25 protein-coding genes and 1 tRNA gene are annotated in these 23,855 nt (G+C 51.3%); 13 read left to right on the top strand and 13 right to left on the bottom strand.

The window, feature by feature from the left end; genetic code table 11:
• Positions 1 to 249: 249 nt before the first annotated feature.
• A complete protein-coding gene (locus tag AB1598_12340) occupies positions 250 to 1,755 on the top strand; it encodes a glycosyltransferase family 39 protein (GenBank protein ID MEW6145795.1) in 1,506 nt (501 codons plus the stop codon).
• 49 nt (positions 1,756 to 1,804) lie between these two features.
• Here the strand turns inward: AB1598_12340 and AB1598_12335 are convergent, their stop codons facing one another.
• Positions 1,805 to 2,167, bottom strand: coding sequence for a peptide chain release factor-like protein (locus tag AB1598_12335; GenBank protein ID MEW6145794.1), 363 nt, complete (start codon positions 2,165 to 2,167; stop codon positions 1,805 to 1,807).
• Between the two features lie 77 nt (positions 2,168 to 2,244).
• Positions 2,245 to 2,454 (bottom strand): hypothetical protein, encoded by a 210-nt coding sequence (locus tag AB1598_12330; GenBank protein MEW6145793.1) that lies wholly within the window; start codon positions 2,452 to 2,454, stop codon positions 2,245 to 2,247.
• A 117-nt stretch (positions 2,455 to 2,571) separates the two neighbouring features.
• Between AB1598_12330 and AB1598_12325 the strand changes: the two genes are divergently transcribed.
• Positions 2,572 to 2,784: a BolA family protein gene (locus AB1598_12325; protein ID MEW6145792.1), complete on the top strand. Its 213-nt coding sequence runs from the start codon at positions 2,572 to 2,574 to the stop codon at positions 2,782 to 2,784.
• A 79-nt stretch (positions 2,785 to 2,863) separates the two neighbouring features.
• On the top strand, positions 2,864 to 3,184 hold the full coding sequence (gene grxD, locus AB1598_12320; protein ID MEW6145791.1) for a Grx4 family monothiol glutaredoxin: 321 nt from the start codon (positions 2,864 to 2,866) through the stop codon (positions 3,182 to 3,184).
• Position 3,185: 1 nt separating this feature from the next.
• Here grxD and AB1598_12315 read toward each other — a convergent pair whose 3' ends face one another.
• The 4 genes from AB1598_12315 to AB1598_12300 form a co-directional block, all read right to left on the bottom strand.
• Complete coding sequence (locus AB1598_12315) at positions 3,186 to 3,875, bottom strand: sigma-70 family RNA polymerase sigma factor (GenBank protein ID MEW6145790.1); 690 nt, start codon at positions 3,873 to 3,875, stop codon at positions 3,186 to 3,188.
• Between the two features lie 76 nt (positions 3,876 to 3,951).
• On the bottom strand, positions 3,952 to 4,578 hold the full coding sequence (locus AB1598_12310; protein ID MEW6145789.1) for a TetR/AcrR family transcriptional regulator: 627 nt from the start codon (positions 4,576 to 4,578) through the stop codon (positions 3,952 to 3,954).
• A gap of 223 nt (positions 4,579 to 4,801) precedes the next feature.
• Positions 4,802 to 6,001 carry a sigma-70 family RNA polymerase sigma factor gene (locus AB1598_12305; protein MEW6145788.1) on the bottom strand — a complete coding sequence of 400 codons (1,200 nt, stop codon included), beginning with the start codon at positions 5,999 to 6,001 and terminating at the stop codon, positions 4,802 to 4,804.
• A 90-nt stretch (positions 6,002 to 6,091) separates the two neighbouring features.
• Positions 6,092 to 7,399: a nucleoside transporter C-terminal domain-containing protein gene (locus AB1598_12300; protein MEW6145787.1), complete on the bottom strand. Its 1,308-nt coding sequence runs from the start codon at positions 7,397 to 7,399 to the stop codon at positions 6,092 to 6,094.
• 250 nt (positions 7,400 to 7,649) lie between these two features.
• Here AB1598_12300 and AB1598_12295 point away from each other — a divergent pair, with 250 nt between their 5' ends.
• The 4 genes from AB1598_12295 to ispF all read left to right on the top strand — a co-directional run bounded on the left by AB1598_12295 (position 7,650) and on the right by ispF (position 10,664).
• The gene (locus AB1598_12295) at positions 7,650 to 8,192 is read left to right on the top strand and encodes a hypothetical protein (GenBank protein ID MEW6145786.1); all 543 of its coding nucleotides are present in this window, start codon (positions 7,650 to 7,652) and stop codon (positions 8,190 to 8,192) included.
• Positions 8,193 to 8,391: 199 nt separating this feature from the next.
• Complete coding sequence (locus AB1598_12290) at positions 8,392 to 9,411, top strand: PIN domain-containing protein (protein MEW6145785.1); 1,020 nt, start codon at positions 8,392 to 8,394, stop codon at positions 9,409 to 9,411.
• On the top strand, positions 9,374 to 10,111 hold the full coding sequence (gene ispD, locus AB1598_12285; GenBank protein MEW6145784.1) for a 2-C-methyl-D-erythritol 4-phosphate cytidylyltransferase: 738 nt from the start codon (positions 9,374 to 9,376) through the stop codon (positions 10,109 to 10,111). Before AB1598_12290 ends, ispD begins: the two co-directional genes overlap by 38 nt.
• A gap of 67 nt (positions 10,112 to 10,178) precedes the next feature.
• On the top strand, positions 10,179 to 10,664 hold the full coding sequence (gene ispF / locus AB1598_12280) for a 2-C-methyl-D-erythritol 2,4-cyclodiphosphate synthase (protein MEW6145783.1): 486 nt from the start codon (positions 10,179 to 10,181) through the stop codon (positions 10,662 to 10,664).
• A gap of 93 nt (positions 10,665 to 10,757) precedes the next feature.
• On the opposite strand, the gene AB1598_12275 is transcribed toward ispF, so the two are convergent.
• Both AB1598_12275 and AB1598_12270 read right to left on the bottom strand, forming a co-directional pair.
• Positions 10,758 to 10,831 (bottom strand) — tRNA-Gln (locus tag AB1598_12275).
• A gap of 94 nt (positions 10,832 to 10,925) precedes the next feature.
• Entirely contained in the window at positions 10,926 to 11,354 is a 429-nt protein-coding gene (locus AB1598_12270) for an HTH domain-containing protein (GenBank protein ID MEW6145782.1), read from the bottom strand.
• A 441-nt stretch (positions 11,355 to 11,795) separates the two neighbouring features.
• On the opposite strand from AB1598_12270, the gene AB1598_12265 reads away from it, so the two are divergent.
• Together AB1598_12265 and AB1598_12260 are read left to right on the top strand one after the other, a co-directional pair.
• On the top strand, positions 11,796 to 14,105 hold the full coding sequence (locus tag AB1598_12265) for a ComEC/Rec2 family competence protein (GenBank protein ID MEW6145781.1): 2,310 nt from the start codon (positions 11,796 to 11,798) through the stop codon (positions 14,103 to 14,105).
• 9 nt (positions 14,106 to 14,114) lie between these two features.
• Positions 14,115 to 14,588 carry a hypothetical protein gene (locus AB1598_12260; protein MEW6145780.1) on the top strand — a complete coding sequence of 158 codons (474 nt, stop codon included), beginning with the start codon at positions 14,115 to 14,117 and terminating at the stop codon, positions 14,586 to 14,588.
• Between the two features lie 25 nt (positions 14,589 to 14,613).
• Here AB1598_12260 and AB1598_12255 read toward each other — a convergent pair whose 3' ends face one another.
• Complete coding sequence (locus AB1598_12255; GenBank protein ID MEW6145779.1) at positions 14,614 to 15,369, bottom strand: ABC transporter ATP-binding protein; 756 nt, start codon at positions 15,367 to 15,369, stop codon at positions 14,614 to 14,616.
• 254 nt (positions 15,370 to 15,623) lie between these two features.
• Here AB1598_12255 and AB1598_12250 point away from each other — a divergent pair, with 254 nt between their 5' ends.
• Together AB1598_12250 and AB1598_12245 are read left to right on the top strand one after the other, a co-directional pair.
• Complete coding sequence (locus tag AB1598_12250) at positions 15,624 to 16,244, top strand: methyltransferase domain-containing protein (protein MEW6145778.1); 621 nt, start codon at positions 15,624 to 15,626, stop codon at positions 16,242 to 16,244.
• A gap of 353 nt (positions 16,245 to 16,597) precedes the next feature.
• Positions 16,598 to 17,416, top strand: coding sequence for an acetoacetate decarboxylase family protein (locus AB1598_12245; GenBank protein MEW6145777.1), 819 nt, complete (start codon positions 16,598 to 16,600; stop codon positions 17,414 to 17,416).
• Positions 17,417 to 17,494: 78 nt separating this feature from the next.
• Here the strand turns inward: AB1598_12245 and AB1598_12240 are convergent, their stop codons facing one another.
• Complete coding sequence (locus AB1598_12240; GenBank protein MEW6145776.1) at positions 17,495 to 18,721, bottom strand: hypothetical protein; 1,227 nt, start codon at positions 18,719 to 18,721, stop codon at positions 17,495 to 17,497.
• Positions 18,722 to 19,335: 614 nt separating this feature from the next.
• Between AB1598_12240 and AB1598_12235 the strand changes: the two genes are divergently transcribed.
• The gene (locus tag AB1598_12235; protein ID MEW6145775.1) at positions 19,336 to 20,895 is read left to right on the top strand and encodes a cobalamin-dependent protein; all 1,560 of its coding nucleotides are present in this window, start codon (positions 19,336 to 19,338) and stop codon (positions 20,893 to 20,895) included.
• A gap of 105 nt (positions 20,896 to 21,000) precedes the next feature.
• Here the strand turns inward: AB1598_12235 and AB1598_12230 are convergent, their stop codons facing one another.
• From AB1598_12230 to AB1598_12220, 3 genes are all read right to left on the bottom strand, one after another.
• Positions 21,001 to 21,927: a hypothetical protein gene (locus AB1598_12230; protein ID MEW6145774.1), complete on the bottom strand. Its 927-nt coding sequence runs from the start codon at positions 21,925 to 21,927 to the stop codon at positions 21,001 to 21,003.
• A 160-nt stretch (positions 21,928 to 22,087) separates the two neighbouring features.
• Positions 22,088 to 22,789, bottom strand: coding sequence for a hypothetical protein (locus tag AB1598_12225; GenBank protein ID MEW6145773.1), 702 nt, complete (start codon positions 22,787 to 22,789; stop codon positions 22,088 to 22,090).
• Between the two features lie 137 nt (positions 22,790 to 22,926).
• Positions 22,927 to 23,325, bottom strand: a complete 399-nt coding sequence (locus tag AB1598_12220; GenBank protein MEW6145772.1) for a hypothetical protein — start codon at positions 23,323 to 23,325, stop codon at positions 22,927 to 22,929.
• A gap of 221 nt (positions 23,326 to 23,546) precedes the next feature.
• Here AB1598_12220 and AB1598_12215 point away from each other — a divergent pair, with 221 nt between their 5' ends.
• On the top strand, positions 23,547 to 23,807 hold the full coding sequence (locus AB1598_12215) for a hypothetical protein (protein ID MEW6145771.1): 261 nt from the start codon (positions 23,547 to 23,549) through the stop codon (positions 23,805 to 23,807).
• Positions 23,808 to 23,855 lie beyond the last annotated feature (48 nt).

Raw genomic sequence — 23,855 nt, 5'->3', positions numbered from 1 at the left:
TACAGTTAAACGTTTTTCGTTGTCAATAACTTACGTGTAAGTACTCGCCGATTAACAATTAATTCACGGAAAATTTCAACTAAGCGATACCCGCCTTATGCGCCTAAATAAATTACGTGAAATGAAACCCGGACGGATGAGTTGCTTCGCTCTCGTCGATCAGTCAAATCCCGCCTCCGGGATGAACGTGCAGCTTCACAAAATGAATCGAATATTATAATATGTCCCCACGTGGGAACGGATGAGAAGATGACACTTAAAGGCTTGTTAAACAGCCAGTCCGTCTGGCTATTCCTGATAATGCTTCTGATTTTCGCACTTAGGCTGCCGGTCGCGGACGTCTCGGTGATAGACTGGGACGAGTCCGTTTACTTTACTATCGCCCAGGACGTAGCTAACGGGGGAGTGCCTTATAAGACCTCCTGGGACACAAAAGGCCCTTTTCTATTCTTCGCGTTCGTCCCCGTGATCCTCCTCTTCGACGAAAGCATCGCCGCGCTTCGCATCTATACCACGCTCTATCTTCTTCTATCCATGTTCTTCGTCTATTTGTTGGCCCGGAGGTTCTTTCAGGGCTTTACATCCCTTATCCCGCCTTTAATCTACGGCCTGAGTTTTACGACGCCGGGTATGGGAGGGCTGGCCTCAAACGGCGAGCTCTTCATGATGCTTCCAGTAATTCTGGCTCTTCTCTGTTTTCTGGATTATGAGAAAAAAGGGGGATTGACGCTTTTATTCCTGAGCGGATTTTTTACGGCGGCTGCTTTCTTTACGAAGGGCACAGCGGTGTTCTCAGCCTTCGTAGTGCCTCTGTTTATAATTTACAGGAACGTTAAACACCGAAGGTTCGATATAAAATCGTTCATAAAGGAATCGGCCTCGTACTCCCTGGGCGTCCTGTCGATAGTATCGGTCCTCACCATATATTTTTCGATTCACGGAGCCGTATACGATTTCTATTATACGTATTTCGTTATCAACGGCAGATACGTAGGGGCTGTTTCGTTCAGGGAAGCGGTAGATAACCTGTACTATTTTATTTACGGTGCTGTCGTATGGAGCCGAGACTTCACGACGCTCCTGGCCACCGTTTCGTCGTTAGTCATCCTGATTCAGCTTTTTAGGCGGAAGTTCGGCGACGAGGGAAAAAGGTCTCTCCTGTTCATCGCAGCTCTAACGGTTCTCTCGCTCGTCGGAGTGCTCTGGGGAAGGCGTATGTTTCCGCACTATTACCTTCAAATGAGCCTGTCTTTCTCTCTATTGACCGCTCTCGGCGTCTCGAAGCTCGGGCTCGGTGGAAAATACGTCCAGGCGCTGATCGTCATACTCGCGGCGGTGTTCCTGGTCCACTACCCCGTAACGGAGACGATCCGGTACGTGAAGAACGAAGACAAGGTGTGGTTCGAAGCGGACACAAGCTACGCGGTCGCCGATTATATAAGAAGCAATACTTCGGAGGATGACACCATTCTCGTTATCGGCGGGCAGCCTATAGTACAATTCCTTTCAGACAGAAGGGCGCCTATAAAAGACTTCTGGTGGCCCAATCACCACGAAGTCCTCTTCGAGATATTAAATCTTAAGGAAACGGTGCCGCCGGCGTTAAACGCCAACAAGCCCGAATATTTCGTTGTCTATGAAGGTAAACACGAAGGGCAGATAACCCGCATCGACTATATCGACGAGTTCATCAGCGATAATTATTATCTCGAGAAAGAGATCGGCGGATACAAGCTGTACAGGGTGAGGGAATAGAGGGGTCAGTTCTCGCGCGTATCAAGTGCCGGAGAGGCTCGGGCGGGGTTCATTCCGGTAGGGACTTAGATCTGGCTCTCCTCTCCCTCCTCTTCTTCTGCTTCCGGAGTTTCTCCCTCTTGATCGCCCCAGGCGACGGCCTGCCTGACACCGTTTCTTCGATCTTCGATACGAGCACCCTCCGGGCGAGAAAACGATTGAGCCCCTGTGAGCGTTCTTTATCCGCCCTTACCACTAATCCAGTCGGGATATGCTTCAGCCGGACACATGTAGAGACCTTGTTGACGTTCTGTCCGCCCGGCCCCCCCGATTTGAGAAACGTCTCCTCCAGGTCGTTTTCGCGTATTCCAAGCTCGGCCATCCTTTCAATGAGGGCTTTCTCCTTCGCGGGGCTGACGCCGAACTTGCTCATCTCTCAATTCCGCTCATAGACTTTGCTCGTGTCATTGTATACGGGCGCAGGGAATGAAACCGGCACGGAGGTTTCGTTTATTCAGGTTCGAGAACGTCTTCTTCCTGCTCCTTTATCAGCTTCGACCTCTCTTCCTTAAGATCCCTGACTTTCTTCGTCGTATGGACCATCTCGCGCAGATAAGAATCGGAAGGGTCGTGCTTTTCCCCGAGGCGCCCCAGGAGTTTTGAGACCCCGAAAATAAGGACTATGAGAATAATAATGCCGACAGCGGTTCTCCAGCTCACGCTTGAAATTATAGGTTTCCAAGCCCTCCGTTTCAATAGCCCCGCGGAGCACCGGTTTCTTGAAAGGGTACTAAAAACATTTATAATAATCCGATGGATCCGAAGGAAATCAAAGCCATGATTGAGGCCGGAATGCCGGGTTCTTCCGTCGATGTGGACGGGGACGGGACGCATTTCGAAGCGGTAATCGTATCAAGCGAATTTAACGGAAAGACACTGCTCGAGCGCCACCAGCTAGTATATAAGGTCCTGGGCGACGCCATGAAGGAAAGGATCCACGCGCTATCGCTCAAGACCTACACCCCCGAACAGCGGGAAAAGATTAAATAGAGCTCGAAACACGGATCGTGCCGTATGGTCAGGCGCTTGAATTTATAGCAGATCGTTTAGAATCGGGAGGCGGTATAAAATGGAAGACGTGCAAAAGAAAATAGAATCGCAGATCGCGAACAACAAAGTGATTTTATTTATGAAGGGAACGAGGGAAATGCCTCAGTGCGGTTTTTCGGCGAAAGTCGTGCAGATATTGAACTCCTACGGCGTCGATTATGAGACCGTCGACGTGCTTGCGGACCCCGAGATCAGACAGGGAATCAAGGAGTATTCCCAGTGGCCAACGATCCCCCAGCTGTTCGTCGGCGGAAAGTTCATAGGCGGGTGCGATATATGCGTCGAAATGGACGAGTCGGGCGAGCTCGAACCCATACTCAAGGAAGCCGTGCGGGAATAACCTAGCCGTTATCTAGCTCCGAATAGTATTCCGAAAGCTTATCCCTCAGGAAGAGCCTCGCTCTTAACACCCTCGATTTCACCGCCGGCACCGAAAGCTTCAATATGCTTGATATTTCTTTACTCGTCATTTTTTCAATATCCTTCATGTGAAAGACCACCCGGTACTCTTCCGGCAGCTCGCCTATGGCTTTTTCTATAACGTTTCTACCCTCCTTTCCGAGGAGCTCGGAATCAGGCCTGCCGCTCCAGTCCCTCTCCTCGACACCGTCGAGCACACCGTAATCGTTATAGGGCTTATAGTCGTCCAGGCTCAGCACCCTGTCGCTGCTCCTTCTCGAATTCCTTATATACATGAAGCTCGCGTTCGAGGCTACCCTGTAAAGCCAGGTCGAAAACCTGGATTCTTTCCTGAATGTAGCCAGCTTTTCCACGAGTATGAGAAAAACCTCCTGAAGTATTTCTTCGGCATCGTTCTGATTATTCGTTATCCTATAGGCGAGCCTGAAAACCTTGTCCCCATACCTGTTCACGAGCTCGTTGAATGCTTCTTCGTCCCTTCCGGCGACGAACAGGCTCACGAGCTCCTCGTCGGGAAGCTCGCTTACGCTGCGCTCGACACCCCAGCCGGCTTTATTCTTGAGACTCAATACCGAGATCATCCTTTCATGAGCAGATTTAGCGGACTTCATAAATACGCCTCCTGATTCGATAATATAGTTGACCGGTCTGTTTGTTCGTCAACAAAAAATATATGCCCCGATCTTTTTACCCTTGAGAACATGCACCCGTCTTCTTTTTCGGTATGCATAACTTCAGCACCCCTTCACCGAGCCTTTGTATCATGCACGGGTCGTTAAATGTCTTGCCCAGCAGGTAAACACCCTCGATATAAGCGACCACGGCTTGCGACGTGACGGAGGGGTCGGTATCCGAGGGCAGCACACCCTCTTCGACGGCCTGCGCAATTACCTTTTCCAGATACCTCACCCATTCGCAGAATATCTCCTCGATCTTCTTCCTTATCTCCTCGTCCTGAGTGCTCAATTCGAGGGCCAGATTCCCGAAGCCGCATCCGGTCATACACCCCGTGCAGTCCTTTTGGTTTGACTGGTATTCATAAGACCTCGCGAGCAGCGTCTGGAACTTTTCGAGTGTCGTAGTCTCGGAGTTAAAGACCGGGTCGAGAGTCTCATCCTTGAACTTCTTCCATATCCTGTCCAGGGCCGCCAGAGTGAGATCGCGCTTCGAAGGGAAAAAGTGATAAAAACTACCCTTCTTCACCCCGGCGTGCTCGCAAAGCTCCTGAACCCCGACCGCATTGTAGCTGCGAGTCCCTATGAGCTCTATCGCACTGTTTAAGAGATTTTCTTTTGTATCGCTCGTGCGTCCCATTTGATTCAAAACCTTTAGTTGACTAGTCGGTAAAATATTACCATTCACAGCAGCACTGTCAAGAGATTTTTTAATTTACAGCTAAATTTGTAGGGGAATAGGGCTGGAAGTGTTGTAACTCGCTGTATCCCAACGTTTATTTTTTCAGAAAATATATAGGTTTGAATTGCCGGGCTCAACAAGTAGAGCATAATCATGTAACATACGGCCCGACGACCCATGTTCAATGCTCGATAAGGCTCTTGAGAGCCTGCGCGCAATCCGAATGCCTTAAGGTTGAAAGGGCTTTCTTTTCTAACTGCCTTATCCTCTCTCTCGTTAGTCCGAACCTGGTTCCGATCTCGTTCAGTGTGAACGTCCCCTGATATCCGATGCCGAACCTCATTTTTATGATCTCCCTCTCCCTCTCGTCGAGCATGCGTAACGCCCGCTCGACGCTCTCGGGGATGGAAATCTCGGCAATGAGCGAGTCTACGGGCGTTGAGCCAGAATCGGGAATATAATCCATATATGTAGCCTTCTCGCCGGCCCATACCGGGGAGTCGAGCCTTACCATGTTGACCCCGTTTCCCGATTCCAGTATCTGTTTTACGTTCTCCTCGCTCATCTCGACTGAATCCGCGATCTCGTATGGGTATGGCTCCCTTCCCTTCTCTTCCACAAATTTTCCCCGCTCGGCCCATACCTTCCCGGCCTTCTCGAGAACGTACGCCGGTATCTTTACCGTCCGCGTCTGGTTGAAGATGCCCCTCAGCATCGACTGGTTTATCCACCAGCAGGCGTAGGTCGAAAACCTGTAGCCCCTCGTGTGGTCGAACCTCTCTACCGCTTTCATGAGACCGAGGTTTCCCTCCTGTATCAAATCGAGGAACGGGATCCCTCTCCCGACGTATTTCTTCGCCAGACTGGCGACCAGTCTCAGGTTAGCCTTTATAAACCGGTTCCTTAGCCTGGCTCCGGCTCTCGTATATGCTTCGAGGAGATGAACCAGCCTCCTCAAGCGGTCTCTCTCCCCGCTGTTCAACACCGGTTTGTCTGCGCATCCGTCTGCAAGCATCTTGAGCTCGTCCATGAATAGCTCACCGGCGGCTCGTCTGCCGAGTAGCCGGCTTATCGCCTTCTTTATTCGAAGCGAATGCGCCTCGCACTCCTTCATCTTGGCGGCAATCTCTACCTCCTCCCTCCTCGTGAGAAGTGCTTCCGTGCCTACCTCTTTAAAGTATGCATTTACGAGCCTTAGCTCCTGGTTGAGGTCTCCGGACACGAGCCCCCGGCCCTCAGCGACAGGGCCGCTCTCCGGTTCATCATCACCTTCCGTAAAATCGAACTCGAAGCCCTCCTGGGGAAGCGCCTCCTCCGGTAATTCCCCGGATTCGTAATCAAGCCCATCGAAGGCCGCCTCATATGAAACCGCCTTGTGCATTCAGACTCCTCCTCGATACCTGTCTATAGGCCCGGATGTTTCAGGTAGCCGAACTCACCCTGAACGGGGGCTCTACAATGGAACTACGTCTCAACCGAGAAGGGCGGATTTGCCCATAAAGAAAACGCCGGCGATGCAGGCGGTCATCAGGCAGGCGAGTGTGGCTGCTATTAACGCCCTCAGTCCGACGGAGGCGATATCCTTTTTCCTCGACGGAGCAAGGGCCGCCGCTCCTCCCACGAATATTGCCATGGAGGCCACGTGAGCGAAGCCGCACAGGGCATAGGCCGCAAGTACGGGGGAGCGTGGGTCGGCTATCGTCCCCTCCCTCATCGCGCGCGCGAGGTCCTGGTAGGAAACGACTTCCGTGACCACGGCGCGCTCGCCGATTATTTTGGATATTTGATAAGCGTCTGAAAGGGGTACCCCTATCACGAGCGTAAACGGATAGAATAAATACCCGAGCAGTCCTTTCAGGGACCAGTCGATATCTAATCCGAGAAAATTATTCAAATACGAGCCGAGACCTCCTGTAACGAGGTCGAGCAGCGCTACGAGCCCGAGCACCGCAACGAGAAGCGCGACTATGCCAACGATAAGCCTCACCCCGCCCTCGGCTCCGTTGATCACGGCCTCAAACAGGCTGGCCTCCCTTTCGAAATAAGGCTCCACCTTTATCCCCAGGGTCAGCGGGACCGAGTCCTCCGGGATTATCAGCTTGGACATGACGAGAGAGGCTGGAGCCGAGAGTATGGACGCCGAAACGAGGTGCGCCGCGATCGTAGGGAATTCGCTCCTTAAGCTGAAAATATAGAGCGCGAGAACATTCGATGAAACGGTCGCCATGCCCGCCGTCAGGACCGTGCAGAGCTCGGAGCGGGTCATCCGGTCGAGATAAGGCTTTATCGTCAGGAGCGATTCGATCCCGACAAAGATATTAGACGCCGTGCTCACGGATTCCGCCCCTGATACTCTCATCAGCCTCGAGAACATCGAAGAGAATCCCTTTACGACCCTGGGCATCACGCCCGTGTAATAGAGGATGGACATGAGGGCCGAGAAAAAGATAATTGTCGGAAGGGCCTGGAAAGCCAGAAAAAACCCGAGCGAGCCCTCCCCCGCGGCGTTCGTGCCGCCCGGTGGGAGAGCGAGCCTCCCGAAAAGGAACTCCGCGCCCGCAGAGGCAGAGCCCAAGACCATTACCACAATATCGTTAACGAAGAGGAATACACTCGCTCCCGCAGGCAGGAGGAATATAAACGCACCGAACAGCAGCTGGAGCGAGATTCCCCATATCACCACCCGGTAATTCACGTTCCTCCTGTCGGAAGAAATAAGCCACGCGAACCCGACGAGTATGAATATCCCGGCAAAGCTGATAAAGTTATAGAGGCTCATTGACGTCATCCGACTCACTGCGGAGCCCGGCTCCCCTCCCCGGGAACCGCCCGAAAGGGAATCATCGGGATAGTCTCGTTTTCTGCGTAGAAAATATAAGCGCGCTGAGCGATGCCCGGCCTTCCATTAATTTCTTGATTGGAACGGCGGCGGGAATCCAGGTTTTCACGCTCGTCATCCAAATAAAAACGGTACTTTAACAAATTGCAATATCGTATACAATATAACCCACGAAAAACGGAGGAACGTAATGGTAGCAAGATATTTATATATATGCGTAATCCTAAATTTCCTCTTATTATTCGGGTGTGCCAAAGGCCCGACCAACGTAAATGTATTTAAAGCGCCCGAAGCCTCCTATTCTGCTTACGAAGTCGTTCTGATCCCGGACTTCAGGAAAACGGATCTGGAATGGGTGCCTTATGACTCAGGCACCGTAATAGCGGATATGGTGGCCGAGGAGCTTAGGACTCAGGACAAGTTTAAGGTCATAAGCCGCGTGAGCGATTTCGAATCGAGCGGCGATCAGAAGATACTGCTTGTCGACGGGATCGTAAGCGGATATACCAGGGGATGTAAGTACTGTGAGTATATTTTCATGGGTTACGACGACAAGGGAAAAATGTCCGTTCAGGTCAGGGTAACTTTGGTCGATGAAACTACCGGGGAAATCTTAGCCGATGTTGGCATAGACGGCAGGGCAAAGCCCCCCGGAACCGGAAGAAGCAAGTATGTGAGAGTTGTTGACGAGATTGTGAAAGTCATAGACGCCGTGAACAGCGGCAAGTCTTGATAGCTTTACACTAAAAAATAACAATCTCGCTCCCCTTGCGGATTCCGGAATCAGTAATCGAAGCCGCGCCCGGATTCAAGACGGACTTTCATGGTTTAATCGAAGCGCTCTTTCGTAAACTTGTGAAAATTTAGCGATTACTTATACTTAGTCATAACCGAATCCATACAAGAGGGGCAGGGATTGTGGTGAGGGAGAAATGAAAACAAAGGTTCTATTTTTTATACTCGGTGCTCTGACAGGTTTTTCTATTGCCTATACGCATTACGACCTGGTTATTGCAGCCGCGGCCGGCGTCCTTCTGGGAGCCGTATCCACAGGCATTGCGCTCTATCTCGAAAGAAATATCAGGAGCTACACACCTAAATCTTTTCTCGGAGCGGCTATCGGAATAGCAGCCGCTTCTCTTTCCTTTTTCGCCGTAAAGGAGGTCGTTTCGGGGTTCGCGCTTCCGGGCGCGATTTCTCCTTTGATCTCGGCGGCGTTCTTCCTGTTTCTATTCTACGTCGGAATAACGATCGGATACCGGAAGGGGAAGGAAACCGAGCAGGCTGCCGGTAGAGGTCGGGTCCATACGAGAATGGTGACAGAAACGAAGATTCTCGACACCAGCGTGATCATCGACGGCAGGATAGCCGACGTCGCAGAAGCGGGCTTTATAAGCGGTCCTATGATAATCCCCAAATTCATTATCAAGGAGCTCCAGCACATCGCGGATTCGTCCGAGCCCATAAAGCGCGTCCGCGGGAGAAGGGGCCTCGACGTCCTCAAGAGAATGCAGAAAGACATTCCGAACGTTTCCGTAAAGATCACGAACCACGATTTCCCGAACATAAAAGAGGCCGACCTCAAGCTCGTGGAACTTGCGCGGAGGCTCAAGGGAATAATCATTACGAACGACTTCAACCTCAATAAAGTAGCCGCTCTCCAGCACGTCAAGGTAATGAACCTGAACCAGCTTTCGAACGCGCTTAAGCCCGTCGTCCTTCCCGGAGAGACGATGAGCATCCATGTCGTAAAGGAAGGGAAAGAGGAAAACCAGGGCGTAGGGTATCTGGACGACGGCACTATGGTCGTCGTCGATGAGGCCAAGAGATACCTCGGCGACCAGATAGAGGTATCCGTTACGAGCGTGCTCCAGACCCCGACCGGCAGGATGATATTCTCGAGGGTCAAGGAAGATGACAGCAAGCACGCGGTTTCCGACTACCGTGGATAGAATTCGCGCCTCGGCTGTCATTGCGGCGGCCGGTCAGGGAAAAAGGTTCGGGGACGGCTTGCAGAAGCAGTTCATGCCTCTCCTTGGGAAGCCCGTACTCGCGTATTCCGCGGAAACGTTCTCGAAGTCGGACCTTATAAGCGAGATCGTAATAGTCGTCCCTTACGATTGCGCGGGATCGGTCAAAGCCGATATAGTGGACAGGTTCTCCATAGCGAAAGTCACACGGGTAATACCCGGCGGCCCCGAAAGACAGGACTCGGTCTTAAACGGCTTAAATGCCCTGTCGGGAAACCCCGGCGTCGTGGTCGTCCACGACGGCGCGCGTCCGCTCGTAACAATCGAGCTACTCGAAGAGGTGATCAGGGAGGCCTTAATCTCCGGCGGAGCTTTGGCGGCGCTCCCCTCAAGCGATACGATCAAGAGAACGTCCATAGACATGCACGTGGAGGACACGGTCCCGAGAGACTCTCTCTGGTTTGCGCAGACACCTCAGGCATTCAGATACGATATATTGAAATACGCCTTCTCGAAGGCGTACAATGAAGGGTTTACGGGTACGGACGAATCCCAGCTCGTCGAGAGGACGGGCGTTAAGGTAAAGATAGTGAAGGGTTCGCCTTACAATATCAAGATTACGACGCCTGAGGACCTCATGCTGGGGGAGCTCATATTAAAAATGAGACAGGGTGGGCAATAATAAGAGCGACGGCATCCATTCCAAAAAATATGCCCGCTCGCGATTGATCACGTTACAGGCCGCATATATGTACAAAATAGGATTCGGGTTCGACGCCCATAAATTCTCGGAAGGCAGGAAGCTCGTACTCGGAGGCCTCGAAATACCGTTCGGCCTCGGCTTGTCGGGACATTCGGACGCGGACGTGCTGACTCACGCTATATGCGACGCGCTCCTGGGAGCGCTGGGAGAGGGAGACATAGGCTCTCTCTTCCCCGACAGCGACCCCCGGTATAAAGGCGTGTCGAGCCTCTCGTTCCTGAGCGAGATTCTCCGGATGTTGAACCGCGAAGGATACGAAGTCGAGAACGTAGACAGCGTCATCGTATGCGAAAAGCCCAGGATCGCCCCCCATGTTCAGGCTATTAAAGACTCGCTCTCTCAAATCATGGGGCTCCCCGGAAACAGGATCGGGGTAAAGGCCACAACCACAGACCGCATGGGGTTTACAGGCAGGGGAGAGGGCATAGCGGCTTATGCAATCGCTTTGATAAAATCCACCTCATTTACATGATTTCAACGAAAAATCAGCCCGACATTCATTTACTTTAGGCTAAATGTATATACCTATACAAGATATATATACGTGTTATAATTTTATAATAAGTGCTGCTGGGGGGATTTGAACCCCCGTTACCCGATCCAAAGTCGGGTGTCCTCGACCCTCTAGACGACAGCAGCAAAAACATGTTTGAGCGGAGAAGGATATTTAGGGTATCTTTCTCCGCTTTCTTCGTAATTATCACCTTTCAAGAACAAGATCACGATTAAACGCCTATTCTTTTTTATTTTTATCATTTTCTTTCTGATACCATGTAACTAACCCATACGTTGCGGGATCTGTTTTGATAAAGATCTTATGTCTTGCCATACTACGGCCTATTGCGACCGCCAAAGCTTCTTTTGTTGTATCTTTACCGTAGGTTACGTTGATTTCTTTCAAGATTTCATCCATGTGTAAGGGTGTTTTCCGTTTATTTAGAATCATCTCCACTGCTTCAGAAATGGTTAGATTTTGTGTCTTATCAGTCGGTTCAATCGATAGTTTCGGCTGTGGTGACTTTTCATTTGCACCACCCATTAACTCATATGCCCGTTCAAGAGCCTTTAGATCTTCTTCCGCTTCTTTAAGTTCAGCTACCGCTGAACGAAGACGGGCTATATCACGTTTTTTCTGAGCTATTGCTTCTCTAATCTCAATCATAATAACACCTCTTCGAGTGTGCTTTTTTAATATAACTGAATCACCAAACAAAAACAATCGGCCAAGTGATGATTCTGTTATGATTATTATAGCATCATTGATTGATACGTCAAGGAGGGATTGATATAAACAAACCAAGCCTCAGTTGGGTCGATGAATTGATTACAAAATGAAGAAAAGACTCCGATAAAAACTAATTTTCGATGGATCCCCTTACTAAACCGAACCGATGCTTCAATCATAAATGATTATGGGTAGTACGACGATGATTCTCGATATTGAGAATATCACTCTCTTCGTCATATAATTGATACTCAAACCCGGACCGGACGTCGGATACTTACGGAACACACGATAATGCGGATCGCAGCCATCTTACGGGATTTCACGGCAAGGTATAAAATAATCCCCCCTCTCTCAGGACTCTGCGCAGGCATTCTGTTGAACGAGTATATAGGGACCCCCTGGCTCGTTATCGCAATAACGACCCCTCTTTTCGGCATAATCGCCCTCCTCGCACCGGCCCTGAGGTTCCTTTTATTCATCCCGATCGGCATTCTTTTCAGCGTGGGCCCTTTATATTCCCCCGGCGCGGGCATTACGTCGTTCGAGGGAACGAAGATCGACCTCGAAGGTACTGTCTACAAGTCTCCCGAGAAAAAGGAAACGGGATCCAGGCTCTTTTTAGATACGGAATATGCGATAGCGGACGGGGTCCCAGAACCGGTGAACGGAAAGGTCATAATCTCGACGGCTGAAGACGCCCCCGGGATCTCGTACGGGGACAGGATACGCGTTATAGGCGTAAAGCTTAAGCCCGTTACCAATTTCAGAAACGAAGGTGCGTTCGACGTCAGAAAGTACTATGAAAGACAGGGCGTCTACGCGACGGGGTTCGTCGAGGGAAGCGAGTACATCATCTCGTTCGGGCGCGATAAATCGTATAGCTCCGTCATATATTCCCTCGACAGGCTCAGGCTCCGGTACGGGAACTTCGTTAGGACGAATTTCCCGCCGCCCGGGAACGAGATACTTAACGCGCTCACCATAGGAGACGACGGCGGCATCCCGCCCGGCGCGAGGGTGGAGTTCTCGAAAGCCGGAGTGGCCCATGTGCTATCCGTGTCGGGTCTTCACGTAGGCGCTGTGGCCGTGGTCTTCTTTCTCTTGATCAAATGGCTTCTCAAGCGCTCCGAGTACATGATGCTTCGCTTCAAGGTGATGAAGATCGCGGCGGCATTAACGATACTGCCTCTCTTCTTCTATACCGCCGTCGCCGGCTTCAACACTCCCGCGGTCAGGGCCTTTATCATGATATCCGTTTTCTTCCTCGCGATAATGGCCGGGAGGGACGAAAACAAGCTGAATACCCTGGGCGTTGCAGGGTTCGTCATTCTCCTCTGGCACCCGTGGTCTTTGTTCGAGCTCTCGTTCCAGCTCTCGTTCGCGGCAGTTCTCGGCATCCTGCTCGCGCACAAGTTCTTCCCCTTCAGGTTCGGCACGCTAAGGGATAAGGCGGCGACTCTCGTAAAGACGACGTGCGCCGCCACGTTCGCGACGTTCCCGCTGATAATAAACTCGTTCGGCATACTCCCCCTCGTATCCGTACCGGCGAACATCGTCTTGGTGCCGCTCGTCGAGCTTCTGATAGTGCCTCTGGGCCTACTCTCTTTCCTTGTATTTATGATTTCCGAACGCATAGCGTGGGCACTCATATCCATCAACATACATTTCATCAACATGATGGTATTCGGCATCGGGCTGCTGCTCGATATACCGTACTCGTCCCTGACGATACCCCCTCTCGGCGCGCTCAGCCTTCTGCTCTTCTTTGCCCTCGGCATAGCCATACTGCTCGCGGGAAGATACGGGAGGATAAAATTCATCCTTCCCGCGATAGCGCTCGCATTCGTACTGAGCGCGGCGTACCCGGTTATCGAGAGGTATCGCGGCCGCGGACTAACGGCAAGCTTCCTCGACGCCGGAGAGGATAAAAGCATTGTCTTCTTCGAGCTCCCGGGCGGCAGAAACCTCCTCATAGACGGCGGCTATTCGAACCTCGACAGGAAGGGGTACATAGAAAGAAACGTGGCCGGCAGATTCCTGCTCCATTCCGGAGTGAACGGTATCGACATACTGATTCTGACTTCGACAGATAAGGACCACATGAGCGGCGCGAAATACCTGCTCGAGAATTTCAGGGTAGGTAAGGTAATAACGAACGGCGACAAGCTCGACGGCGGGCTCTGGGGAATCATCAAGGAGAAGGGGATAAATTGGCAAGACCTTGCCGGCATGGACGAGATCCCACTTGGCGATGGATCGAAACTGGAAGTATTTAAGCCCGGCGGCGACTTCGTAATCAGGGACTCTTCTCTCCCCCGCCCGCTCGCGCTCAGGCTTGCTTTCGAGAACCGGATTTTTCTCACGGGCGAGTCCCTCGGCGATGCCAAGGCTCTTTCGGCGCTCACGGGCACTTACGGGGAGAGGCTGAGGAGCGACGTCCTCTTTATTTCTCCCGTTATTACAGACGAAGCGTTTTCTTCATTCCTGAACGAGGTATCGCCCCGCATTCTGGTAACGGGAGAGCATGATCCGTCGCTCATGGCTGACGACGTTCCGCTAAGAGAATCCCTAAGGCATGTTGCAGTCTTCGATACTTCCGTCCTCGGAGAGGTAACCGTCGAAACGGACGGCACGGATTTGAGCGCGGAATCTTACGGCAGTGAAAAGAAAGTCGACTTAAAGTAAACTTTCTCCGTGTCGAAATATCTGCTGATTCTGGTCGTAGCGGCCCTGGCTGTTATATATTTTTTCTTCCCGCGCGGGAACGATGCGGGGGATATAGAAGCGGTATTCAATAAAATGATAGTCGCGGCGGACAATAAAGATACGGACGGCGTAACCGAACACTTCTCCCTTCAATACAAAGGCGAATACGGAGAGAGCTACCCCGCCGTGAAGAATATAATCAAGAAGGCCATTGAGCGGTACGACAGGATCGAGGTCTCGTACTCGGGGCTCTCCGTCGTCTTCGGCAAAAACGAATCCGGCGAAAAGGAGGCCGCGGCAAACCTTGATGTCCTAGTCAAGGGACACGAATCCGGAATGCCGCATACACTGATAGGAAGCGATGGGTCCCCGGACAACGTCACGGTCACTCTCGAAAAATCGGGAATCGGCGGATGGAAGATCACCGGAGTCGAAGGACTCGACACCCCGGGAGATTATTAGCGGAGGCCCGTGTCGGTGAAATAATTCACTCGTCGGCCCCGCCCATCCTGCCGTGTATGAAGTCGCTCAGGATCTCTATATCGGTTTTTTCCGCATCGCTCACGGTCCCTGTGAATATGATCTTCCCGTGATGGAGGAACGCGATCCTGTCAGATATCTCGAAAGCGCTCTTCACGTCGTGCGTGATTATGACGGCCGTTATGCCGAACTGGGCCTGCATGTGCCTTATGAGCTGGTTTATCCTGCTTATATTGGGCGGGTCGAGCCCTGTCGTAGGCTCGTCGTAAAGTAGTATGCGCGGGTTCATCGCCATCGCCCTCGCGAGTCCGACCCTCTTCTTCATACCGCCGCTCAGGTCGGACGGCATCTTGTCCTCTATCCCCGGAAGCCCAACGAGCTCGAGGTTTTTAGCGACCATGTCCCTGATTTCGTTCTCCGGCAGCTTCGTATTCTCTCTCAGCGGATATGCGACGTTCTCCTCGACCGTGAGCGAATCGAAGAGCGCGGCGCCCTGAAAAAGCATGCCCATCTTCTTCCTCACGTTGACGAGATCATTCTCTTCCATCGGTACGATATTTTCTCCTTCCACTATAACGTCCCCCGAGTCGGGTTTCAGAAGCCCCGTGATTTCCTTGAGCAGCACGCTCTTTCCCGAGCCGCTCCCGCCGAGCACGGTGATATTTTCCCCTTTTTTGATGGACAGCGTGAGGCCCATATGGACTTCCTTGGGGCCGAAGGATTTATAAACGTCCTTTATGTCTATAATTATTTCATCCTGCATCCGATGTCCGCCGTTTCAATCAGGTGATGATAAATCACTAACGGTGATTAAATTCTCAGAAGATCATTCGGGATTGTAATTATACAACAATAATTTGTCAAAAAGAGCCGGGGCTCTCGCGAGATAACACCAATACGCCATAAAAATTGACATTTCCCCCCAATCGATGTATAAAGAAAGGCTTATAACAAACGGTTGCACGCCCCTAATAGCCACTCTTATTACGGCGCTGCAGCAGTACGGGGCAATACGCGATGAGAAGAAACGACATCAGCGCCGATACGGAGCTAGAGTACAACCTTAAATTCTTCACCCAGTTCATAATAAATCCGGCAAGAACCGGAGCCATCCTTCCTTCGAGCGACAGGCTCTGCGAGCTGATGACGGACATGGCGGGACTCGGGGACGTTTCCACGGTGATCGAGCTCGGCTCGGGGACGGGTGTAGTTACTGAAAAAATAATGCGGAAAAAAGCCGAGAGCACTACTTTCTTCGCACTCGAGATAAACCCCGCATTCGTCGAGGCTACCAAAAGAAAGTGCCCCGACGCCGTCGTCTACCAGTCCTCGGCCGAATACGTCATGAAGCACCTGGAGATGCACGGAGAGAGCGGCTGCGACCGGATTATCAGCAGCCTCCCGTGGTCTACATTCAACGGAGAGACCCAGCAGCTCATACTCGATTCCATCTACGACGTGTTAAAGCCGGGTGGCTTATTTCTGACATATGCATACGTGCTCGGGGTCGTGGCTCCAGCGGCCTGGAGGTTCAAAAAGAAGCTCTATGCAAAATTCGACAAAGTCGAAACGAGCCCGATCGTGTGGAGTAACATCCCGCCGGCATTCATTTATATGTGTGAAAAGTCGTCCCTGTGATACGGCTTCCAGCCTCAAAATACGACCCGGCCCGGCCCGGCTCCCGGCGGCCTTTCCTCCATAAGCACAAAGAGTCTTGACATAATTGTGAAAATCGATGAGAATAGCTTGTGTAGCAGATTGACCTTTCTTCGATTGAATAAAGGAGGATTGGAGGGTGGTCAATCCTGTTTCGAATTATCCATCCCTGGTACAAACGTTAGTTTCTCAAGCTTAGCCCCCGCAAATACTGGGATTACTCTGTCTTCGACTTATCGTCCGGGCGTTTAAAAACCTCTTGCAACGGCCGGGCTTCTCATATTAGTATTAAAAATGTATCAGCATCTATCCCATATCATCAAAGGAGATATGTTATGAGAAGATTAGCCAAGATATTCTGTACCGCTTTGCTTTTTGCATCGATCGCCCTGTCCGCTGTGGGGAGCGTCTGGAAGGCGGACGCCGCCCGTGCCGCCGACCTTCCCGCGCCCCAGCTTGTGACGGACGCGTGGATGTTCATAGCGGCCTACAAGACCGACCCCGAGACGCTTAAAGCCCTCCTGCCGCCGGGACTAGAGCCCAACCCGGCGGGGCATATAGTCATCAACATGTACACTGTTCCGAACGCGACACAGACCTCGGGCTTCGGGGCCTACACGCTCACCTATCTCACCGTCGAGCTGAACGGCCAGGACTCGTACGTCATGGGGTCAGATACGACGATCCCGGGGAGGTACTTCGTCTATTACTTCAACAGCTCGCCCGCCATGCGCGAATACACGAAGAAGATAGGCATCCCCGCGCAGGAAGGCATGACGACCACCACGGTAAAGGACGGCAAGCTCACTGCCGTGCTCACATCGGCTGACGGAAAGCCCCTCATCGAGGCGACTGCCGACGTAGGGAGCGAGCTCGGGAATTTCGGCGGAGGACACCTCAATTACTTCGGATTAATGACGGAAGAGAAAGACGGCAAAACGACGAGCCAGGTAGTGAAGTACCCGATACCCTGGGTCGGCGGCACGGTCGAGATGAAGAATCCGAAGATAACGTTCAAGGCCCCGGAAGACCACCCGCTCAACAAGATAAAGCCCCTAGCAGAGGCGCCCGACTGGGCGATATGGACTCAGGGAAGCTTCGTATACCCGCAGTATGTCGTAGTAAGCGAATTCACGCCGGAAGCGAAGAATTAGAACTTGTTCCACACTCCCCGCGGCGGGCTCATCCGCCGCGGGGAATTTTCTCAGCAAATTCCAACGCATAAGGCTAGGCTAAACCCGTTTTCTCTTCCTCAGCACCCCTGAAACCCCAGCGAAAAGAATGAGCAGCATTATGGCTGCATTTACCCCCGCCTGACCCGGCGAAACCTCCCCGGCAATCGCGCACCCGCCGCTTGTGTCGCCGTCGCTTACTATCACGCGGCAGTCGGCGAAATAGACCTCTATGTTCCCGTCCGGGTTCTCCCCCGTAATATCCGAACCCGAAGTGAACAGTATCCTCGTGCCGTCGCCGCTTATTACGGCGTCCGAGAAGCTGCCGCCCACGCTATCGGTTATCTGAGTGGTAATTCCCGTATTTGCGTCAAAAAGGAACACCTCTCTATTCCCGTCGGGATTATCTCCGGTCAGATTGGCGCGTGAAGTAAATACGAGACGTGTGCCGTCCGCGCTTATAGAAGGTCCGCCATTATCCGTATCAGCTGAATCCGTCACCTGCGTGAATGACATAGCAACGGTATCGAACAGGAATATCTCACGGTTGTTATCGGGGTTCCCGCCTGTCGGATTAGTATCGCTGTTGAGCCCGATAACCCCGCCGTCGGAGCTTAGCGCGGCCGTCGCGCTATTTATGCCGTCACCGTCCGTTATCTGTGTAAACGTCATCGAGACCACGTCAAATAGAAATACCTCCAGGCTCGCGTCAGGGTTTGAGCCGGTCAGGTCTGCGGAAGAATGAAAGCCGATGGTGGTCCCGTCGGGCGTTATGTCGGGAACGAGGCTGTCTCCGGACACGGTATCGGTTATCTGAGTGAATGTATCCGTATCGGCATCGTAGAGGAATATCTCCCTGTTCCCGTCAGGGTTCCCGCCAGTTACATCCGCGGAAGAGTCAAAGGCAATCAGTGTGCCGTCGCTGTTCAGCGCTGGAACGATATTATCTTCACCCGTTGTATCCGTTATCTGAGTGAATATCTCCGTCCCCCTGTCGAACAGGAATATCTCCCTGTTGCCGTCAGGATTATCCCCCGTCGGATCCCCTTCAGAAGACAGAGCGACGATGTTGTCCCCCGCGGATATATCGAAGGGAAAGCTGTCCAATCCCGCGTTGTCGGTCAGCTGTGTTATGACAAACGTATCCGTGTTGATCAGATACGCTTCGAAGCTGCCGTCGGGATTACCTCCGTTTACATCCGCATTGGAATCAAAACCCCCCAATGTCCCGCCCGAGTTCAAAAACCAAACATCGGACTCTCCGCCTACTGTATCGGTAACCTGCATAATCGTGCAGTCCTCCTGAGCCGAGGAAAAATTACTAAGGACATCGAGAGAAAAAAACGACAAGAGGAGTACTGCTGCAATTCCGATTAAGTCACTGCCCAAGCGCCCCGAAATATTCTGCTTATTACATATTGAAATACCCATGATGCCCGCCTCCTTTTGCTTCATGCCTCACTAATAATCACATGACGCATAGTTTATTTTGTCATCGCAGAATATCCCCCCTGTCGATATTAAAATAATTTTATTACTATTACAATTGGATTCTTTGGGTTACTCTCAACCTTTTTTCATCGCCGGCCTACTCCCCTACAGTCGGATAGCCCATATGCCGCAATAACTTACAGCTCCCGCCCGCCTGTCGTCTGAATATATACATACCCTGTCCTTCGTCTTCTCGACTCCCCTCTCCCCTAAGGGGAATTTCTAATCACGATTGCTTTCTCCCCACCCTTCGTGTATTCTGTAAATGTTCTGAAAGAGCGTAGATGATCTTCCTGGGCTCTTTAATGTTCTCTTACAGAAAATGGTAAGTAGACCCTTCTGAATTTATTCCATTCCTGATTAAACCAGAACGGACCCTACTAGTGTCGTGAGATTTAATCGGGAGCTTGATGCAGAAACTCAAAATCGGCGTAATCGACTTCATCACAAAGTCCCCTAACCATTCTATCTGGGCGCGCGTTATGCACGCAAACTTCATGGGCATCATGCCCCAGGTCATAGCCAAATGGTGCGAGGACGCGGGACACGAGGTTCAATATTTCATTTTTACGGGGCTCGAAGACCTGGCTAAGGACGCGCCGAAAGACGTGGACATGGTCTTCATAAGCGCCTTTACTCAATCCGCAATTCAGGCTTATGCGCTTAGTGCGAAATACAGGCGGGAGGGCGTAGTCACCGCTCTTGGAGGTCCTCACGCACGCTGTTACCCCGAAGACGCGGTCAAGTATTTCGACTACGTAATGGGGATCACCGACGAGGAGCTATGCCGGGACGTGCTCGAGGACTGCAGGCCCTACAGGCCCGAAGGTGTGAGCTTGTCGGCGAAGAGCTCACCGAAACACCTCCCCGGAGTGAGGGAGCGCTGGAAGTACATCTCGAAGGCGCTGGAGAAGACGACTTTCCTCTTTAAGGTAGTCCCGATGATCGGGAGCCTCGGCTGCCCTTATACATGCAGCTTCTGCATCGACGCGAGCGAGCCTTATCAGCCGCTCGACTTCGATATGCTCAAGGAAGATTTAAGATTCGTCCGGACGAAGATAAAACGGCCGCTTGTGAGCTGGTACGACCCCAACTTCGGCGTACGTTTCGACGATTACATGAACGCGATCGAAGAAGCCGTACCGGTAGGGAGCATCGACTTCATAGCCGAGAGCAGCCTCTCTCTCCTTTCCGAGCCCCACCTGAAGCGCCTCAAACAAAACTGCTTCCAGGCCGTACTGCCGGGCATCGAATCCTGGTTCGATATGGGGAATAAGTCCAAGACCGGGGCGAAGCAGGGGATGGAAAAGGTAAAGGCCGTCTCGGAGCATATAAATCAAATACTGAGTTACATACCCTACGTGCAGACGAATTTCGTCGTCGGGCTCGACAGCGATAACGGGGCGGAGTCTTTCGAGCTCACGAAGAGGTTCGTCGATCTCGCTCCCGCCGCTTTCCCTGCCTATCCGCTTATCACGGCTTTCGGCAGGGCTGCGCCGCTCAACCTCGAATACCAGAGCGAGGACAGGGTGCTCCCGTTCCCGTTCCATTTTATGAACAACAGCCACGCCTCTAACGTGAAGCCCAGGAACTACTCATGGCCCGAATTCTACGACAATATAATCGGGCTTGCCGAATACTCGTACTCGTGGCGCTCTATCTACAACCGCTTCAGGAAAACGAGGACTCGCATTCCCCGGTGGATGAACCTGATGCGCGCCGTCTCCACGGAAGGCTTCGGGCGTCTTCGGTACTATCGCAAGATAAGGAAATTTTTGGACGATGATGTTCAGTTCAGGGCGTTCTTCGAGGGCGAGACGAGGGAGATACCCCAGTTCTACATCGATATAATGAAGAAGGACCTCGGCCCCCTCTGGGAATACCTGCCCGAGGGCGCTATCTACCACGACCAGAACGCCTACCTCAAGTCCGAAATGGAAAAGAGGCAGAAGAAAGCCCAAATCGCGTGAAACCGAGATTTATTAGACCTAATAACATTACAAACATAGCTATAGACAATATTAGAATTGGATTAAGAAATTCTGGAAGGATACGGTAGATTCTAAAATTATTCATTACAGTAACTTAATGCTATGATTAAATATATCCGGTCTCACGTTTCTAGTACGTAGAACGAAATTATCAGGATTCATATCACTTACGACCCTTAAATGATTTTTACCTAGTGGTGAATTTTCCGGCTCGTCAAGTACAAAATCTGCGAAAACAACTGCTTTATTCTCCCACAGCGAATCGTACTTATCTATACTATATACTTTCTGTTCCACAATTGTAGCCAATGAGTTCAAGACTAGATATGACAGGAATTTAACTGCTTCAGTACTACTTTTGAAAACGGGAAACCTATCTAAAACACAATCTAGTAAAATGCATTTACCATCAGTCATAACATGTATCTGAAAACAAGTTACTCGCTTCTCTATGCTAGCAATTTTGTGAGCGACAAAATCCCTGAATGATTCATCATTGCCAACTGTAGCAAGTAATCCAAGCACCCAGCTATTCGATATATTTACAAACTCAAGTATGTTTTTTGCTTTTTGATCCTTGTGTGCAAAATTATTCAGAATCTTTTCAAGACTCCTATAACTCTGCGTTTTGCTATTATATTTCTCCGAAACCAACCATGTCAATCTATCTAACGCTGCTCTCCCATGAAGTAGTAATGATTCAAAATCCGCAATTGCTTCTTGACCATTTAAAACAAACAAAAACTCTTTGCCTTTATTCTTTGTGGCGTTATCACTAGCTGACTGTATAAATTTATCGTAAAATTCCCTAATTCTACTGATTTGCATCAAACAAGCATCAAGCTTTACTAGGCAACCTAAAATTGCCTTCATGCCGGCTTTGTCTTTTCCCCAGTTTTCAGCAATATATCGCTCCAATGCTTTCCATTGCATTTGTGGTTCATCACCTAACAAACGCCACCCTTTGTTTTCGCCCACCTTTGCAATGTAATTTATTTTCGGGCCAGTCATATAAATATTATAATAGTAATCAGATTCTTTTAACTTTTGATAGTCTGACCGTGCTTCTATAACATCCGACAGTATGAAGGAAAATTTTCCATCAAGCTATATCAGTAATCTTGATAATACTTTTTCTGCTCCCTCCTCGACCAATCCACAATTACCCCATTTATCCGCTATTACCAGCTCCTGAAACTATGTTCAAAAGCCACTCCGGATACGACATCGAGTTCCCCGCGCCCAATTCAACCCCCTTAAGCCCGCCGAGAAACGCTTCAACCACCCGCGTAAACGCGGCGTGCATCGCCGAATCGTCGGGATACGCTTCGAACGCAACCGTGCAATAAGGCTTCCCGCCGACTTCTATATCAGTGAGCTCGAAATTAATCCCGCGGTCGATGAACTCCTTCGGATCGACTTCCAATGCGCTCCCGTCGTATGTGTCTATCTTTATCTTGCGGAGTGCCCGTGTCTTCCGGACGCTTACTGTGATTAAACCCTTTTCGTTCCCGTCGAGAAACAAATTCCGGTACGCCTCCGGCATGCCCGCGTAGGACCACCTCACCCAGCGCTCGACAGACCCTTGAAACCGCCCGCAAAACGAGTGCACCCCGAGTGAAGCCGTGCGTCCCTTGACCTGAAAGTTCCCTTCCCGCCACTTGATGCCCATGTCGTCCGCCCCCGGTACGAGCAGATACACGTCAGGCTCGCCGCCGAGTCTTCCCATCCACACAGGCGGGCCGAAGCCGCCCTGCTTTGGAATAGGCGAGCTGGTTTCAAACCAGCTCCCCAGGGCGGGATTTTTATCGACAGCCCCGTCGAAAAACCACCTCACCTCGTGACTGGCGAAAGGTATATTCTTCGCATACATTGCCGGATTCACCCCGCGTGATACATTGACTTTAATTATACGATTTTATTCCGCCCGCCAGGGCGCTGTGTGAGTTGTTAAGATCGCTCACGGAGATAGATGGGATCGAACCGCCGAAGTCGGCAAAAAGCTGTCCTTCAGTTCGTCTTCTTCCCTTTCGGCTTATCCGCTGGCACGCCCTCGTCGGCCACGGCTATCGCCTGAGCCTCGTCAGCAGGGTTCGAGAGTATGATGATTGTCGTAAGCTGACCTGCCGCCGCAGGCCTGATGATCGTCTTTTTGATTTTCGTGTCGAGGCCCTGCTTGTTCAAAGCCTGACCCACCGCGGCATCGAGATTTACCCGTCCCTGGCTCTGCGTTGCGGCATCGAGGTCCGCGAGTATAGCCGCCGCCTGAGATGAGCTCACTGCATCCGTCGAATATACGAGCTTATAGAGGTTGCTCTTCGACGAGTTCAGGTTCGACCCGGCGCGGGAAAACGGTACGACAAGCATAATAAAAACAGCCGCCGCACATGCTAGGTACATGCCCCTCATTTCTGCCACCCCCTTCCCGGAGCTCTCATTACAGCGAGCCTAGTTATCACAGATATTAGCACATTGTAGCGAGAAATCGCTATGAGCGAAAATTCAATAATAATTCGTTACCCTCTATAACTTCATAACTCGCTGTAATCGTTGATATATGTTTCTCATTTATCTTTGGCACATCCGTTGCACCATTATCTCAGCAAATAAATCAAACGGAGGTAAGTGCAATGAAGAAGTTAATCGCAGTCACGGTATTAGGGTTATCGCTCGGTTTTTCCGCCCTATCGTTCGCTTCCGACTACATGGTCCTTTACACAAACGGCCCTGCGGTCTGTGAGCTGAAGAGCGAGACGATAGGCGGGGAAGTAGAGACGAGCCCGATGAGCTTCTACCTCAGCCCGGTCAAGACGCACGGCGACGATACGTTGACCACGGTTGAGGAGACGAGCGATGAGAATACTCTTCTCGTGTTCGGCGTCAGGATATAACAAAGGTTTAAACGGGCTGGGAGTCTGGTTCGAACGAGACTCCCGCTC

Source organism: Thermodesulfobacteriota bacterium (assembly GCA_040754335.1).
Taxonomy (GTDB): Bacteria; Desulfobacterota_D; UBA1144; order Nemesobacterales; family UBA2774; genus 2-12-FULL-53-21.
This window is presented reverse-complemented; position numbering and strand designations above follow the sequence as displayed.

What these genes read in the sequence shown, in the direction of transcription:
- AB1598_12240 (MEW6145776.1), bottom strand. Translation starts at nt 18,721, where the DNA reads ATGCAGGTTACCGATACAGTAGGCGGAGAGTCCGATGTTTGGTTTTTG.
- AB1598_12310 (MEW6145789.1), bottom strand. Translation starts at nt 4,578, where the DNA reads ATGGGACGCACGAGCGATACAAAAGAAAATCTCTTAAACAGTGCGATA.
- AB1598_12315 (MEW6145790.1), bottom strand. Translation starts at nt 3,875, where the DNA reads ATGAAGTCCGCTAAATCTGCTCATGAAAGGATGATCTCGGTATTGAGT.
- AB1598_12220 (MEW6145772.1), bottom strand. Translation starts at nt 23,325, where the DNA reads ATGAGGGGCATGTACCTAGCATGTGCGGCGGCTGTTTTTATTATGCTT.
- AB1598_12245 (MEW6145777.1), top strand. Translation starts at nt 16,598, where the DNA reads ATGAGAAGATTAGCCAAGATATTCTGTACCGCTTTGCTTTTTGCATCG.
- AB1598_12290 (MEW6145785.1), top strand. Translation starts at nt 8,392, where the DNA reads ATGAAAACAAAGGTTCTATTTTTTATACTCGGTGCTCTGACAGGTTTT.
- AB1598_12225 (MEW6145773.1), bottom strand. Translation starts at nt 22,789, where the DNA reads ATGTATGCGAAGAATATACCTTTCGCCAGTCACGAGGTGAGGTGGTTT.
- AB1598_12230 (MEW6145774.1), bottom strand. Translation starts at nt 21,927, where the DNA reads ATGACTGGCCCGAAAATAAATTACATTGCAAAGGTGGGCGAAAACAAA.
- AB1598_12255 (MEW6145779.1), bottom strand. Translation starts at nt 15,369, where the DNA reads ATGCAGGATGAAATAATTATAGACATAAAGGACGTTTATAAATCCTTC.
- AB1598_12270 (MEW6145782.1), bottom strand. Translation starts at nt 11,354, where the DNA reads ATGATTGAGATTAGAGAAGCAATAGCTCAGAAAAAACGTGATATAGCC.
- grxD (MEW6145791.1), top strand. Translation starts at nt 2,864, where the DNA reads ATGGAAGACGTGCAAAAGAAAATAGAATCGCAGATCGCGAACAACAAA.
- AB1598_12295 (MEW6145786.1), top strand. Translation starts at nt 7,650, where the DNA reads ATGGTAGCAAGATATTTATATATATGCGTAATCCTAAATTTCCTCTTA.
- AB1598_12215 (MEW6145771.1), top strand. Translation starts at nt 23,547, where the DNA reads ATGAAGAAGTTAATCGCAGTCACGGTATTAGGGTTATCGCTCGGTTTT.
- AB1598_12325 (MEW6145792.1), top strand. Translation starts at nt 2,572, where the DNA reads ATGATTGAGGCCGGAATGCCGGGTTCTTCCGTCGATGTGGACGGGGAC.
- AB1598_12305 (MEW6145788.1), bottom strand. Translation starts at nt 6,001, where the DNA reads ATGCACAAGGCGGTTTCATATGAGGCGGCCTTCGATGGGCTTGATTAC.
- AB1598_12340 (MEW6145795.1), top strand. Translation starts at nt 250, where the DNA reads ATGACACTTAAAGGCTTGTTAAACAGCCAGTCCGTCTGGCTATTCCTG.
- ispF (MEW6145783.1), top strand. Translation starts at nt 10,179, where the DNA reads ATGTACAAAATAGGATTCGGGTTCGACGCCCATAAATTCTCGGAAGGC.
- AB1598_12335 (MEW6145794.1), bottom strand. Translation starts at nt 2,167, where the DNA reads ATGAGCAAGTTCGGCGTCAGCCCCGCGAAGGAGAAAGCCCTCATTGAA.
- ispD (MEW6145784.1), top strand. Translation starts at nt 9,374, where the DNA reads ATGACAGCAAGCACGCGGTTTCCGACTACCGTGGATAGAATTCGCGCC.
- AB1598_12300 (MEW6145787.1), bottom strand. Translation starts at nt 7,399, where the DNA reads ATGAGCCTCTATAACTTTATCAGCTTTGCCGGGATATTCATACTCGTC.
- AB1598_12235 (MEW6145775.1), top strand. Translation starts at nt 19,336, where the DNA reads ATGCAGAAACTCAAAATCGGCGTAATCGACTTCATCACAAAGTCCCCT.
- AB1598_12250 (MEW6145778.1), top strand. Translation starts at nt 15,624, where the DNA reads ATGAGAAGAAACGACATCAGCGCCGATACGGAGCTAGAGTACAACCTT.